This is a genomic window from Flectobacillus roseus (assembly GCF_030056595.1).
GTDB lineage: Bacteria > Bacteroidota > Bacteroidia > Cytophagales > Spirosomataceae > Flectobacillus > Flectobacillus roseus.
Genome location: NZ_JASHIF010000002.1, coordinates 486,506 through 501,023 on the forward strand (window position 1 = coordinate 486,506; position 14,518 = coordinate 501,023).

The 14,518-nt window shown below is 36.6% G+C and carries 11 protein-coding genes; 7 read left to right on the forward strand and 4 right to left on the reverse strand.

Translation table 11 applies throughout. The features are described from left to right. Nucleotides 1-170: 170 nt before the first annotated feature. Nucleotides 171-1,028 carry a DUF4846 domain-containing protein gene (locus QM524_RS02260; protein ID WP_283343291.1) on the reverse strand — a complete coding sequence of 286 codons (858 nt, stop codon included), beginning with the start codon at nt 1,026-1,028 and terminating at the stop codon, nt 171-173. Nucleotides 1,029-1,257: 229 nt separating this feature from the next. After that, nucleotides 1,258-1,719 (reverse strand): Lrp/AsnC family transcriptional regulator, encoded by a 462-nt coding sequence (locus QM524_RS02265; RefSeq protein ID WP_095164435.1) that lies wholly within the window; start codon nt 1,717-1,719, stop codon nt 1,258-1,260. A gap of 282 nt (nt 1,720-2,001) precedes the next feature. Between QM524_RS02265 and QM524_RS02270 the strand changes: the two genes are divergently transcribed. The 3 genes from QM524_RS02270 (at nt 2,002) to QM524_RS02280 (ending at nt 5,266) form a co-directional block, all read left to right on the forward strand. After that, nucleotides 2,002-3,063, forward strand: coding sequence for a PLP-dependent cysteine synthase family protein (locus tag QM524_RS02270; RefSeq protein WP_283343292.1), 1,062 nt, complete (start codon nt 2,002-2,004; stop codon nt 3,061-3,063). 852 nt (nt 3,064-3,915) lie between these two features. Continuing rightward, nucleotides 3,916-4,437 (forward strand): STM3941 family protein, encoded by a 522-nt coding sequence (locus QM524_RS02275; protein ID WP_283343293.1) that lies wholly within the window; start codon nt 3,916-3,918, stop codon nt 4,435-4,437. A gap of 76 nt (nt 4,438-4,513) precedes the next feature. After that, nucleotides 4,514-5,266, forward strand: a complete 753-nt coding sequence (locus QM524_RS02280) for an alpha/beta hydrolase family protein (RefSeq protein ID WP_283343294.1) — start codon at nt 4,514-4,516, stop codon at nt 5,264-5,266. Nucleotides 5,267-5,806: 540 nt separating this feature from the next. Here QM524_RS02280 and QM524_RS02285 read toward each other — a convergent pair. Next, the gene (locus tag QM524_RS02285) at nt 5,807-7,135 is read right to left on the reverse strand and encodes a peptidase C69 family protein (RefSeq protein ID WP_283343295.1); all 1,329 of its coding nucleotides are present in this window, start codon (nt 7,133-7,135) and stop codon (nt 5,807-5,809) included. 198 nt (nt 7,136-7,333) lie between these two features. Here QM524_RS02285 and QM524_RS02290 point away from each other — a divergent pair, with 198 nt between their 5' ends. The 3 genes from QM524_RS02290 to coaD all read left to right on the forward strand — a co-directional run bounded on the left by QM524_RS02290 (nt 7,334) and on the right by coaD (nt 9,631). After that, a complete protein-coding gene (locus QM524_RS02290; protein WP_283343296.1) occupies nt 7,334-7,834 on the forward strand; it encodes an NUDIX domain-containing protein in 501 nt (166 codons plus the stop codon). A gap of 221 nt (nt 7,835-8,055) precedes the next feature. Next, nucleotides 8,056-8,958, forward strand: a complete 903-nt coding sequence (locus QM524_RS02295; RefSeq protein ID WP_283343297.1) for a DUF3822 family protein — start codon at nt 8,056-8,058, stop codon at nt 8,956-8,958. Between the two features lie 214 nt (nt 8,959-9,172). After that, entirely contained in the window at nt 9,173-9,631 is a 459-nt protein-coding gene (gene coaD / locus QM524_RS02300; RefSeq protein WP_095164421.1) for a pantetheine-phosphate adenylyltransferase, read from the forward strand. 92 nt (nt 9,632-9,723) lie between these two features. Here coaD and QM524_RS02305 read toward each other — a convergent pair whose 3' ends face one another. Continuing rightward, nucleotides 9,724-12,591 carry a ligand-binding sensor domain-containing protein gene (locus QM524_RS02305; protein ID WP_283343298.1) on the reverse strand — a complete coding sequence of 956 codons (2,868 nt, stop codon included), beginning with the start codon at nt 12,589-12,591 and terminating at the stop codon, nt 9,724-9,726. A gap of 236 nt (nt 12,592-12,827) precedes the next feature. Here QM524_RS02305 and QM524_RS02310 point away from each other — a divergent pair, with 236 nt between their 5' ends. After that, on the forward strand, nt 12,828-14,420 hold the full coding sequence (locus QM524_RS02310; RefSeq protein WP_283343299.1) for a glucoamylase family protein: 1,593 nt from the start codon (nt 12,828-12,830) through the stop codon (nt 14,418-14,420). Nucleotides 14,421-14,518 lie beyond the last annotated feature (98 nt).

The following is a 14,518-nucleotide window of genomic DNA, read 5'->3' on the forward strand; positions in this document are numbered from 1 at the left end:
AGCTAAAAAGGTTTTGCCGAATTTATGATTTTATACGATTAGCCCTTGAAAAGCTGTTCGATTTATTATTCGGAAAGCGATGAATTATTTTGCCACCAGACAAACGAATTTGCTTTGCCTATGAGAGGTATTTGTGAAGAAAGTTTGAGTTTCTGGAAATATCGGGGATTTTACCATGTTTTTAAATGAGAAGACATAAAAGTCCACTCAGGAGTGAATAGCTTGTCAGCTATATCACCTGAGTACCAAGGGCTAATGTTCTTGTCATTGAAGTTTCGTAATATTTGTGTTTCTTGAGCTGGCATATAGCTCTGTGCGAGCAGAAATATTTTTTTCCCTTTATCGTTTTCTGCAACATCCACAACGGTGACTGCATGTCCTGGCGAACCTGCTTGAATAAAAACATCACCAATCTGAAGCTCTCCTAAATTCTTAGATTTGAGAGATTGAGATAAGGATATCGTACTAGCATAGGCAAAAACAACCTCCATGTATCTACGAAAATCTTGATAAGTGTTGGAAGGCGATGATTTCATTCGCCAATACGTGTGATTGCCCTCCACAGCAAGTCTGTTGCCTTTTATCCATTCTGAGTAATCCATCCTGAAGCCATTGGTTAGTCTGAAGGAAATTTCATGGTAAGCTTTTTTGGCGTACAAATATTCTCCCCTCAAACGCATGACAGCATCGGCGCATTGCTGTAAATTCTCATTTGATATTTCCATGTCAACTACAGCTTCATAAACGTTCGCTTTTTTAAAGGAACCATTATAATACATCACTTTTGAACCTATGGGTTTTAAGGGAAGATTTCGTAGAAAATAGCCGAAGGAGGCAGGAGGTAGTTTTCTTCTTTTATATCCCAAAGGTGGATTGAACCTAGTGGCAAGGGTGTTCCCAGTGGCATTAATCAACTTCTGTGGATTGACTGTATTCCTAAGGTTATTGCTTAATGCAGTGCTGGAAGATGTTGTGTCTTTGCAATGATTAGTCAAGAAAATTAGCGCAAGAATAAAATAGGTTTTCATAATAGGAAGAAGGTAGGATGAAATTTTAGTGAAATGTAGTATGCTGTATATGAGCAATTTAGTGTTGGTTATTTGTGCTTGATTGATTCCCCACCAATTAATATTTTAAGTAAAAAAGCTGCACATTGCTGAGGTTAGTATAACGGAATCAACAAGCTGGTATTTCAAATGTTCGACCTTTAAATAAATGCACCCCATCTAATCCCTTTACTACACTCAAATTGGTTCGCTAAAGTGGGTAAGCAGTTTCACTTTTTGCTTCAGAAAGAACGAAGAAAGTTTGAACTGTTGCAATATCAGCTAGGTTAGCGAGTTTGTTTCTGTAAAAATCGTGATATGCGTCGATATCTGGGGTAACTACTCTTAAAATAAAATCGAAAGTCCCCGTCATCTGATAACACTCCATTACTTCTGGAAACTTAATCACCTCTTTTTCAAATGAATCTAAGGTTTTTGAAGCATGATTATTTAATAGGACATGGCAAAAGGCTATCAAATTACAGTTTACCAGTCGTCTATCTAATATGGCTACGGTTTTTTTGATATAGCCATTTTCCTTAAGTCTTCGAATCCTTTCGTGAACAGAGGCGTTCGATTTGAAGGTCTTATTGGCTATTTCTTTGATGGATAACTCTGCATTCTCTTGAAGCAGTTTCAATATCTCTATGTCGGTCTGGTCTAAGGAGTTCATGTTATTGCTATATAGACTTTATGAAGGATTTTAATCAATTGTGGATACAGGATTTCTGATTTCGAAATTAGAGAAATATGCTTTTTTGTAAGTGAGCAAAATTAGATTTAAAATGCCTGTTACAAATTGCCTAAGCACATAACTCAAATCTAATTCTGAAAAATATTCAGTAATTGTGTAAATAACCGAATATTTTACGGAAAATTATCGTAGGCATATGATGAAATTTGAAAATCTAGGACATTTGTTAGAGAATTTACAAATAATTAGATAAAGACTATCATGAACAATTCTGTTGAAACAAACGATCGTGTGCAAACTAAATTTAAGAGTTTATGGCAATTGGTGGGAAACACGCCAATGCTTGAGCTCAAGTATTTGTACAAAGGAAAGGAGGGGAGAGTTTTTGTAAAATGTGAGCACTATAATCTGACAGGAAGTATTAAAGACCGTATGGCTTTGTTCATTTTGCAACAGGCCTACCTTCAAAATTTGATTCGTCCAACAGATACCATCATCGAGGCGACAAGTGGCAATACTGGGATAGCATTTTCTGCCATCGGTAAAGCGCTTGGACATCCTGTGACTATTGTGATGCCCAACTGGTTGAGTAAAGAAAGAATTGATATTATCAAGTCACTTGGTGCATACATTCTGCTGATAAGTAAGGAGGAGGGTGGATTTTTGGGAAGTATTAAGTTGACAGAAGAGATGCGTGCTAATTCTGATACTTACTTTTTGCCACGCCAGTTTGAAAATACTTGGAATGCCATGGCACATGAAAAAACTACTGGACCCGAAATTTGGCATCAACTAGAGAGTATTGGATTAGTTCCTGATGCATTTGTTGCTGGTGTTGGAACAGGTGGTACCATAATGGGAACTGGAGCTTTTCTGAAGTCTATGAATCCAAGCATCAAGCTTCATCCATTAGAACCTGCTGAAAGTCCAACTTTGACGACTGGTTATAAGGTTGGTTCTCACCGAATTCAGGGGATTTCAGATGAATTCATTCCTGATTTGGTAAAATTAAAAGAATTGGATGAGGTGATTCAGGCAAATGATGGGGATGCTATTATTATGGCACAAAAACTTTCGACGCAGTTAGGTTTAGCGGTTGGGATTTCTGCTGGTGCCAATGTGATAGGTGCTATAAAACTCCATGAACAGCTAGGTCAAGATTCTGTGGTCGTAACCTTGTTGTGCGATAGTAATAAAAAATATTTAAGTACAGATTTGGTAAAAGAGGAGCCATCTCAGCCTCAGTATATTTCATCGGAAACAGAGTTTGTGGATTTTATAGCGATAAGTCGACTACCACAACCTGTTATGACAAGTTGTTAGTCAGGAGTTTACGTAGGATTATGGAAACTGTTTATTTCAGACGTTAAGTATTACTGCTGAATTATGAGTTGTGAATTGTGAATGTAAAGTTTTAATTATCAATTCCTTACATTAAAATTAACTTTATCAATTATATAACATTGATAAGCCTGTTTATTAGGGTTTTCTACAGAACTCAGTCTTTTTATCAGCTCCGTAGGAGCGACAGTTTGGTAGAAGTGAATCTATTTCCTGACCTATTAAACGAGCGCCGTAGGCGCGACAGACTTCAAGCTTATAGCTTTCTGTCGCACCTACGGCGCTCAAAAAAGGTTTTTCTCAAGACTTATTGCTACCAAACTGTCGCTCCTACACAGCTTGTACAAAGGAAAACAAGAAAATTTTCGTTTATTAAAGCTTATTTTGCTCGCTAACTTAGATATTGGATACCTAATTTATTTTTGTAAAAACTCGTGTTATTCTACTTCATCCTTGAAATTAGAAATCCGAAATTTGAAATAGTCGAAAATCTTTTGTAAGGGACTCTTGTTGAGTAATGAGTATATATGATTTTCAAAAAAGATTTATTCCATGAGCACCGTAGGAGCGATAGAAAGCCAACCATGTTGAAGTCTGTCGTAACTATGGTGCTTTTGGCTTTTATAAGGTCTAATCAAATAGATTGATGTGGTAATGTATTAGTAATCAAACATTTAATTTGGCGATTGGGGATTCATAACTAAGTTCAAGACTAAGTTTTTTGTTAGGATTTTTAATACGATTGTATCATCAAAAAAATTAACCAAAATCTTTTCTTTTACGGAGTTGATAGTAACTTAGATGCAGAAATGTTCACATAAAAACACCTGAATTATGGCTACCATCAATTTCCATTCGCAATTCAATAATACTATTGCTCCCTTTACTATTTCTTTCGTTTTTGTTTTGCTTTGTACTTGGGGACTCACCCATAAGCAGCTTGATATCACAGAGTTTTGTATTTTTTTTGTCGGAATTCTTTTTTTCGGAGCTGGCGTGTTACAGGGTGTGGTCAAACTATTTTCGGATAAAACCCAAGTAACTATTTCTGAGGAAGGAATATGTGATTACCGTTGGTCTAGAAATTCGCCAATCAGATGGGATGATATTAGGTTATCGGAGAATATTTCGATTTTTAAACAGCAATTTATTCGTATTAAACTCCGTGAGCCATTAACAGTCAAAAAGCATTCTTTTTTGAGTTATTTCGGTAAAAATGAAATTTCGGAAATGTATATTTTTACGTCTGATTTGTCAATCGATGAAACTCAACTTAACCACTTTATCAATAATATGGTGTGTGGTGATACACCTGAAAAGATAGCATTGATAAAAAAGTTGAGAATTATCGAATAATTAAATCCATGAATTGCCCTGATTATTTCGAAGGATTTATACTTTTGATTTTTGAAATCTTTGTCTCTAAAACCAAATGCATAAATTACTTTGTTGGGTGCTTCTGAGTCTTATCTCAATTCCTCTTTTTTCACAGTCAAAAACTATCTCATGTGATACGCTAACGTGGTTTGATGTTGCGAGAAATCGTAAAATACCTGTTGCCATTTTTAAGCCTAAGACTTTTTCCAAAACAAAAAAGTATCCAGTTGTTATTTTCAATCATGGATATGGTCAAAATGATGGAACAGCTTATCTTCATTACACCTATTTGACGAATTTTTTAGCGGAAAACGGATTTTTTGTACTTAGTATTCAGCATGAACTTACGACAGACAGTCTTATTCCTACCTCGGGAGTTCCTCAAATTGTGCGCCGACCTTTCTGGGAAAGAGGTGTTGTTAATATCCATTTTGCAATAGACCAATTAAAACTCCAATATCCGAAATTAGATTTCAAAAATTTGTCGTTGATTGGGCATTCTAATGGAGGAGATATAACCGCACTGTTTGGTCAAAAATATCCCAATCTTGTCCATAAATTAATTACCCTCGATAATCGACGGATGTCTCTTCCTAGGACAAAATTACCCAAAATTTATACGCTAAGATCCAGCGATCAACCAGCAGATGAGGGCGTTTTGCCAAATGAGTTCGAGCAAAAAAAATGGTCAATTCAGATAATTATGCTTCCTAATACTCCCCATAACGACATGGACAACCACGCTGACGAACGCCAAAGAAAAGAGATTCAAACTTACGTTTTACATTTTTTACAATCTAATGATTGAGTTTTGTAAATCGTGACCTTGAAAGAGGTCATTTCAGAAAGATTCTATCATCAAAGCTTACTATGTAAATTTGAATGTAGGTGGTTGGAAATTATTTGTTTATACTTAATAAGTAGAAGGGAGTTATTAGTTAACAGTATATCAGTTATCAGAATAAACTCATAATCAGAAGGATACTATCACTATATACCGCAGATATATTATCAATTTAATCTTTCCTATTACTTAAAATAAACAAGATGATAAAAAATAAGAAAGTTGTCCTGTGTTTGAGTATGTATATTGGTCTACTCGTATTCGCTGTTCTAGCTCACAATAGTAAGAGTTTTAAATCTGGAGTCTGTACGCCAAGTTTTGATATGTTATTCTTTTTCTTGATTGGACTTATCAGTTTAGGTGCGATTTTAGTTTCGATTATCAATTTGATGACTTATCCCAGAAGCGACAAATCTATCTTAATAATTCATCTATTAGTTTTCTTTGCTTGGCTTTCATTTCTCTTCTTAAATGATTAAGACAAAAATCTCTCCGAATAAGAATCTACAGCCCAGCATTCTTACCCTGTTTTTTCCAGAAAAAACTATACAATGGAGGATATACCAAACGCTTTTGTGGAGACTCAATCGCCCATTTTAACCAGTCTTTTAAGTGATTTTGATACGATTGAAAGGCAAATCGGGTGGCCGAAACTGACGACATTAGCCCTTGTCTAACCAACACATCATGCCCAATCGCTTGATGATGAATCGTATCTCTGGTTTTGGCAATGTCTTGGAGGATGTGTTGGAGGTGAGGTTCTTCTATTTTTCCCGATAAGAGCAATCTATGCAGTTTTTCGGCTTGCCACCATATCGAATGATCAGCCCATTGTGTTGGTTGAAGCGGTAGTTCTGATTTATCGTAAAAATATAATGGTTTAAAAACCGATAAACAGGGATTTGAGGTATTCGTCACCCAAACCGAACTATGAGTACGAGGTTTGAGGAAAGCTAACATGGAGCCAACCGTTTGATTAGGACAAAGCACACCTGTGGCATGCATACAAATATCTTTGGTCGTGGCCTTATGCGCCTGAAAATCTTCTCCGTCATGGTGCGAACTCAAAAGATCGATACCACGATGTAAGTCAAAATAAGGTTGTTGTACCTGTGTAGTACTTTGTATTTGTCGCACTTTACAGCCGCTAGCCCAACTCATAAAGGACGAGGAAAAGGCTTTTGCCCAGTTAAAATCTTCATGCGGTTTAATCCACTTTTTCTTTTGGGCAAAATCTATCGCATCTGGAGCCAATTCGTTATAGCTGTTTCCGATAGAAAGTCCATTCGAAATACTTCTGGCACCTTTTACGTACTCGATAGCCCATAATTTACCTGCTGTTTCGAGGACAAAAGCTTTTTCTGCATCGGCGATTAAGAAGGAATTATGATAGAAGAAATTACGATTTTGATAGCCTCCGCAAGCATCTTGCCCAAAATTGTGAAGGTGTTCCAATATACAATCCAAGGCGTTTTCGGCCGAATTACTTCTCTCCAAGGCAATTCTAAGCATATCCATGCCTGTAAGTCCTGTGTTTTCTTTGCTGAGAGGTATTTTGGTAAAAACTGCTTCATTCCCTATTGCGACTCCCTGTTCGTTGACTCCCATTTCGGCACCCCACATCCAGAAAGGTTTTGAAAGAATCACACGATTGGTAAATCGGGCTTGCGGAACACTTCGATAGGTGCAATTCAGGAGGCTACCAGCAGCGTGTTCTTGAGCGGGTATATCCACAACCGACTGAGCCTCATTGGGTTCTCGGTCGGAATTTTTTCCAAAAATCCAACATTGCTCTTTACTCGATTTAGGAGGCACTACGAAAGTATCACACATGACTTTTTAAAAATTTGCCAATTCGGAAATATGATTCTGATATTTTGTGAAATCCTAGTATTTTTTGCTGTATTTTTACCCTCTTAATCTGGTATATCTTAGGGAAATGTTCTTTTTGATGCTTAATGCCCATCGAAACATAGTGGAGATATATCCTTGTACAAAATTACTTAATCACTTGGTTAACAAACTACTATAATGAGTACCGTTACAGATGTGGCACACCAACAAGTCTTGAATTTATATGCTCAAAAGTTACGATTGAGAGTATGTGGAATTTGTGTCCAAGACCAAAAAATATTAATGATTAATCACGCTGGTGTAGTGCAAGGGGCAGACTTCTGGTGTCCGCCAGGTGGGGGGCTTCAATACGGCGAAGCAGTGAATGAAGCACTCAAAAGAGAATTTTTAGAGGAAACTCAAACCGACATTACCATAGGAGAGATGCTTTTTGTAAATGAATTCCTAGAACCTCCTCTTCATGCTATCGAATTATTTTTTAAGGTTGAAATCACACATGGAAAAGCCCAAAAAGGATATGATCCAGAGATGAAAGACCAAATAATTCAGGAAATTAAATGGATGAGTTTTGACGAAATCAAACAACTGCCAACAGCTCAAGCACATAGAGTTTTCTCGCTCTGTAACTCTCTAGAGGAGTTATTCTCCATAAAAGGATTTTGCGCTAAAATGCCCTAAGCCTGACAATGACAAAAGTAAAAAGTCTATTTCTGTATAATGAAAAGGCTAATCGATTGATTGTCAGCAAAAATTACGAATAATCGTTTGCAATTCATAGAATTCTTCACATATTTTGAAGCAGAATTGTATTTTTGCATCCCTGTTAATGTAGATTTAATGTTTTCATAACAGGAAATAATGATAGTGGTTCTGGTAGTGAAAATACAATGTAGTACTTTATGATGGATTTTACCCTCTTCAACCCCATACGACAATTGGAGGCGATTATTTCAAATATTCAACCTAAAGGAAAATTTTTTCTCCCAAATTTTGATGTTGAGAAAATTCCAACTTATCAGTTATTCTTCGAAATTTCATCGAAGAGTTTCTGTTTTTGGGTAAAAGATTCTGTCACAGCACAAATTATTTGGGTCGAAGAATATTCTCTTTCTTGGTTAGATGCCGATTCGAGTGTGGTTGATAATATTAGTTTTGTTTATTCTTCGCATGAATTTTTGAAGTCTATCAAATGGCATTCAATTCATATACAATGCGATTCTCAGTCTTTTGTGCAAGTACCTTTGCCATATTTTAGAAAAGAATTTATGCAGAAATATCTTCAATTGGCAAAAGGTCAATTGATTAGCAATTCAGAGCAAATTCTTTCTCAGGCAGATGAGTCATTCGGATTAGTGCATGTTTTTAGTATTGAAACGGCTTTATTAAATTGGTTTTCTCAAACGTATCCGCTTGTTGAGATTCAATACACTCCTATTTGTCAGATAGTTTTAGAAGTGGCAAAAGCAGAGTCACGCAACGAGCCTGCGATGTACGTTTATGTCAAAGAAGACGCCATAAATGTGGTTGTGACCAATCAAAGAAAATTGCAGTTGTGCAATAGATTTCCAATAAGATCCACCAACGATGCATTATTTTATATCTTAGCAACATTAAGTGAGTTGTCAATCAGTCCTGAGAAGGCCTTTGTAAAGTTGTTTGGTGAGTTAGGTGCTGACGGACAGTTATTGGCCATTCTTTCTGAATATGTTACCAATGTAGAATTAGGGGATTTTCAGACAGTGAGAGCATGGGAGGAGGGACAAATTCCGAAAAATTATATTGGAATGAAAGATGGAATGTAAAAATTAACTTTCTGGTTCGATACTAAATCTCGGACTTGCTTTTGCTTCAGTTTACAAACTGTCTAAAAAATAAGTCCAAGACAAAGTCTTGAACTAGTAATATATTTTATACTTTTAGCCAAGAGTCCATTGCTATTAGCCGAAAGCCAAATAATGCAATTTAGTTTTGCATGAAAACTTATTTCATTTAACTGTGATTAAAACTTGAGAAAAAGTGAATAAAAAAATTGCGTTCTTCCCTGGGTCATTTGATCCATTCACCAAAGGGCATGAAGATATCGTGCTACGAGCTTTGGAGATTTTTGATGAGGTAATTATTGGTATTGGTCATAACACAAACAAAAGTCGCTATTTCTCTATCGAAAAAATGACCGAGTGGATTGAGCAAACTTTTGTAGGAAAACCAGTGAGAGTAGTGGCTTATAACAATTTAACTGCTACTGTAGCACAAGAGATGAATGCAAATTTTCTTCTTCGAGGTCTACGAAATACGACTGATTTCGAATATGAAAACTCTATTTCTCAGGTAAATCGTTATTTGGTAAAAGGATTGGAAACCGTATTTCTGATAACATCGCCACACTTGGCACCCATCAGTTCTACGATTATCCGTGACTTACACCGTTATGGTACCAATGTTGATGAATTTTTGCCCTACAAATTGGAGGAATAATTTGATAAAACCATCAGTATTAGGTATTTCAATACGAATTTTGTTTAGAGCTGTTGCATGCAACGGCTCTACGTGTTTTTGAGGATTCGTGTTTATATTTTCATCATAAATTCACCAAGGTTTACTTCGGTATCCAATTCCATTTTTTTACGCAAACGATAACGCTTTAGTTCGACACTTCGGTGCGTAATGTTAAAGAGCTGTGCAATTTCCTTACTTGACAGATTCATGCGTAGATAGGCCGCCAATTTCAAATCGCTTGGTGTGAGATTGGGATAAAGCTCAATCAGTTTTTTCAAAAACTCTTCGTGTACTTTATTGAAATTTGATTCAAAAACCTGCCAGTCTTGTTCTGATGAGATATTACTATCAATCAAATTCATAATCTGTCGATAGGCTTGATTGCCAACATTTCGACCAGATTCTTTTTTGAGATTGTCTACCTCTTGCTTAATATCCAAAAGCAGTTCATTTTTCTTAATCAACGTCATCGTAGAGTTGGCAAGCTCCTCCGATTTTCTAATTACATCTTGCTCTAATTGTTCATTTCGTAAACGAATAATTTCTTGTTCGTTCAACTCAGCCTGCCTTCTGATTCTGCGTTCGAGTTTTCTACGTTCTTTTAACTGTTTTAGTCGGAATTTTCGATCTTGGTATCTATAAAAAAGTAAATTAATGACGATAAAAATGGTCAGATATAGTCCCTTACTCCATGTATTCCAGTACCAAGGTGGTAAAATCGTGATGGTGATAGTATTTTCCGAATTATCTTGATTAGATTTCAAATGAAAAATATAAGTTCCAGATTGAAGATTACTGAATTCTTTCATGGAAATAAACTGATATGGAGACCATGATTTCATTCCATTTTCTAACCAGTAGCTATATTTTATCTTGGGGTTTATGCTTGTGGTACTGAAAATGATGTTCAAACTGTTTTCATCATAATTAAGGGTAATTTCCTGATTTTGAGGAGGAAAGCGATAAATATAGGCCGTGCTATCTTCAAGTACTGATACACTTCGGATAAATGGCTTTGCACTCTCATTACTTACATTCGAAAGGGTATGTGGGTCTGGTAAGGCGACAAAGCCATCTTCGGTACAAACCAGTACCTCTCCATTGTTCATTTTTACCACATTTTCATAAAGGTCTACCCAGCGATTATTAGGAACAGGGATATCTATGGGGGTATGACCTACTTTGGCATAGCTAAGAGAGCCATCCTTACGCAATACATAGAGCTCATCGTTGGAGGTTGGGAAAATTTTTTGAATGACAGCGCCAAATAGCCACTTCTGAAGTTGCTCATCAACCTTAAATTGTTTGTATTGTGAATTGTAAGATTTTAAACCTTCGGAGGTGGTAATGAGGATTTTATTTTGGAAAAATCGAAGGTTTAAAGTGTTGTTTTGAAACTCAGCACCTTCAAATTTTTGATTGGAAAGAATAGTTTTAAAATTCTTATCAAGATGAAGGTGGTGGATGCCAGTAGACGGACCATGTATCCATAAATCACCCATATAGTCTTCTTCGACCTGCGTAAATGAGCCGGGAAACTTTTCTAAAACATGGTCAAATTTCCATGAGCCATTCTCGTGTTTTTTGTAAAAACAGAGTCTTGTGTAAGTTCCTTGAACTAGCCAATTAGGATTACTTCGAAGTCTTTTGATAGTCCATCCTCCTGTGATTTCTGAGACTTGAGTTGCTTGGTTTTGGTCAACAATGAAGGTTCCATTGTTATGTCCACAAAATAATTGATTGTCGATAACACTCAAGTCCCATACTTGCCCTTGGGTACGAGGAACAATTTTAAATGATTCAGCAGAGTTGATCGGTTTACAATACAATCCTTGATTGGTTCCGACATATAGCCAACCATTGAGAAATTCAATATCATATACCGTCCCCAGATAGCCTTCTAAGTCTCGATAAAATCTCAATGGCGAACTCAACATCAACAAATCGATTCCTTTGTCTAGTCCGACCCACACATTATGTGTTTTGTCTTCGAAGAGCGTCAGCACGGTATTGTTTTGTAAACCTTGACGCTGATTAATATGACGAAGGATATTGCCTTGCTGGTCGGTCAAGACAATACCATTTAGTAAGGTACCAAAAAGATATTGTCCATTATGAAGTTGGATGGCACGATTGAGTCGAAATTGTTGGAAAAACTCATTGGTTTTTGCATTGAGAGGTTTTACGGATTTACCATCATGGACAAAAAGACCATTGTTGGTACAAATTAATAATTGGTTCTTTCCATATGGTAAAATCACATCAATAGCCTCTTTGCTCAACTTTTCGCCTTGAGGTAATAATTGAAAGGTAGAATTGACGATTTCGTAAAGTCCTTTATTAATAATTTCTACAAAAAGCTTCCCATGTACTTCATGGGTAAAAAGAATTGTTCCGGGGTTTTTAAGCTTAGTAACTTTACCATTTTGGTAAAAGTACATGAAAGCAAAAGATTGAAATAAAATGCCGTCTTTGTAGGGTAGTATATGCCATACTTCCTCACGAGGAAATTCCCGATCTTTGATTAGGTGGGTCAAAGAGTGAAAAGTTAGGGTTCCTTTATCATTCGCTTCCCAGTATCCAAAACACCCCATACCTCCTGCATAAATTCTGCCTGTACCATCTGCAGCCACCGATCGAACGATTTGCTTACGGGGCAACTCAAAGGTTTTCCAGTTGCTACCATCATATTCTAGCATTCCTTTCGAATTCGCAAAATACATAAAACCAGTCAGTGGATCTTGCGTTGCATCCCAGTTTTGATAATGGGCGCCGTATTGCTGTTTGTTAAAATTTATTACCTCAGGACTGCCAATCGAATTGATTGTTCCAGTACCCTGACCAAACAGGGGAGAGGTGCTCAAAAATAAGAAGATGAAAAATACACGAATATTTTTCTGGTAAAATAATTCTGTCAATCCCAAAGTCGCTTCAATCATCCTAAAATTGTGTATGACGTAGTTAAAATATGCCTAAACAGTGAAAAAAAAGGGTTTTGATGTAGTAATGATGTACCCCAAAATTAGGAATGAGGTTGTTTTTAAATCTACATTTGCCATGTCAAATTTAAAGTTTTTATAAAAAAAATAACAATTCTTTTAAGAAGTATTATTTCTAAAACCATAAAACAACCGTTTTTGATTTTAGAAAAATCTATCCCAAATCGACTGAAATAATGAAAAAAGCAACTTTAGCTTTGGGACTTGCACTGGGAATGATGCAGTCTGGATGGGCACAAAATAAGATAGAAACACCTGCAAAACTGGTAAAGCTCAATGAAAAATATGAGTATATAGAGACGGTTCAAAAAGCCACATTTCAATATTTCTGGGATTATGCACATCCGATTTCCGGCATGGCTCCAGAGCGGACTGCCACACCTAATATAGTTACTTCGGGAGGTACTGGTTTTGGAATACAAAGTATTGTAGCTGCAGTTCACAGAGGTTGGATTTCGAGAGCAGAGGCTGTCAAGCATTTACAAAAGATGGCAAACTTCTTAGGGAAAGCAGAGCGATTTCATGGTGCATGGTCACACTGGTTGGATGGACGAACAGGAAAAATGGTGCCTTTTGGAGAAAAAGACAACGGAGGAGATTTGGTTGAAACGGCCTATTTAGTCAATGGTTTATTAGTAGCACGTGAATACTTTGACGCTAATAACCCTGCTGAGAAGAATTTAAGAGATACCATTACAAAACTATGGGAAAGTGTAGAATGGGATTGGTATGCTTCAAGAGGCGATGGGCATTTGTACTGGCACTGGTCACCGCAATACAATTGGGATATGAATATGCCTATTAGAGGCTATAATGAGTGTTTGATTACTTATGTGTTAGCATTGGGTTCGCCAACACATGCCATCAAACCAGAGGTATATCAAAACACTTGGAAGAAAAGTGATTTTTATGAAAACGGTAAGGATTATTTAGGTTATAAACTAACGGTAGGATTTCCGTATGGAGGCTCCTTATTTTTCGCTCATTATTCATACTTAAGTCTTGACCCACGTTTGATGCAAGATGAAAAGACTAACTACTGGCAACATAATCAAGCTCAAACACTCATCAATTATAAACATTGTGTGAAAGAAGCACCGAAGGAGTTTGGCTATTCGACCGAAAACTGGGGTTTGACCGCAAGTGATGATTATAATTTTTATGATGCTCACTCACCAACCAACGATAATGGGACAATTAGCCCAACGGCAGCGGTGTCATCTTTCCCGTACACACCTTTCGAATCCTATCAGGCGATGCGTTATATGTATTTGAAAAAAGGAGCTACTCTTTTCGGAAAGTACGGATTTTATGATGCCTTCAATGCTACCAAAAACTGGTATTCAAATCAGTATTTGGCCATAGACCAAGGACCAATGGTGGTGATGATTGAAAACTATCGTTCAGGTTTGCTTTGGAAGCTTGGCGAGAACATTAAAGAACTACAAATAGGTTTGAAGAAAATGGGTATCAATAAACCTGAATATCCAACTGGGTTCTATATGTATCAGCCCGACCCTGAAATCAAGGATGTGAACCTAACCAAACACCCAGATTCGGATGACTTTATCCTTGACTTTGCGGTGAAAGGTTCAGAACCCGTTGAGGTATTTATTACTGACAAAAATGGTAATAAACAAGTTTTAGTAGCTTCCACATCGAACCTAAAAGGTATGCAAAAGGTACATTTCAAAGCGAAATATGGAACATACAAGGCCACAATTTTGCAAAATAACACTGAGATTTCTTTGACAATCCACTTAAAATAAATCATCTATGGAAGGGAAGATTGGTTTCTGACTCTCCATCATTTTTTAAATAAACGAGTGTAGGGTAAGTGTTGATAAAACTCCAAACCATTACTTAA

Excerpts from the sequence above, each read along its gene's own strand:
- QM524_RS02260 (WP_283343291.1), bottom strand. The coding sequence starts at position 1,028 with ATGAAAACCTATTTTATTCTTGCGCTAATTTTCTTGACTAATCATTGC.
- QM524_RS02290 (WP_283343296.1), top strand. The coding sequence starts at position 7,334 with ATGAGTACCGTTACAGATGTGGCACACCAACAAGTCTTGAATTTATAT.
- QM524_RS02275 (WP_283343293.1), top strand. The coding sequence starts at position 3,916 with ATGGCTACCATCAATTTCCATTCGCAATTCAATAATACTATTGCTCCC.
- QM524_RS02285 (WP_283343295.1), bottom strand. The coding sequence starts at position 7,135 with ATGTGTGATACTTTCGTAGTGCCTCCTAAATCGAGTAAAGAGCAATGT.
- QM524_RS02280 (WP_283343294.1), top strand. The coding sequence starts at position 4,514 with ATGCATAAATTACTTTGTTGGGTGCTTCTGAGTCTTATCTCAATTCCT.
- QM524_RS02270 (WP_283343292.1), top strand. The coding sequence starts at position 2,002 with ATGAACAATTCTGTTGAAACAAACGATCGTGTGCAAACTAAATTTAAG.
- QM524_RS02265 (WP_095164435.1), bottom strand. The coding sequence starts at position 1,719 with ATGAACTCCTTAGACCAGACCGACATAGAGATATTGAAACTGCTTCAA.
- QM524_RS02310 (WP_283343299.1), top strand. The coding sequence starts at position 12,828 with ATGAAAAAAGCAACTTTAGCTTTGGGACTTGCACTGGGAATGATGCAG.
- QM524_RS02295 (WP_283343297.1), top strand. The coding sequence starts at position 8,056 with ATGATGGATTTTACCCTCTTCAACCCCATACGACAATTGGAGGCGATT.
- QM524_RS02305 (WP_283343298.1), bottom strand. The coding sequence starts at position 12,591 with ATGATTGAAGCGACTTTGGGATTGACAGAATTATTTTACCAGAAAAAT.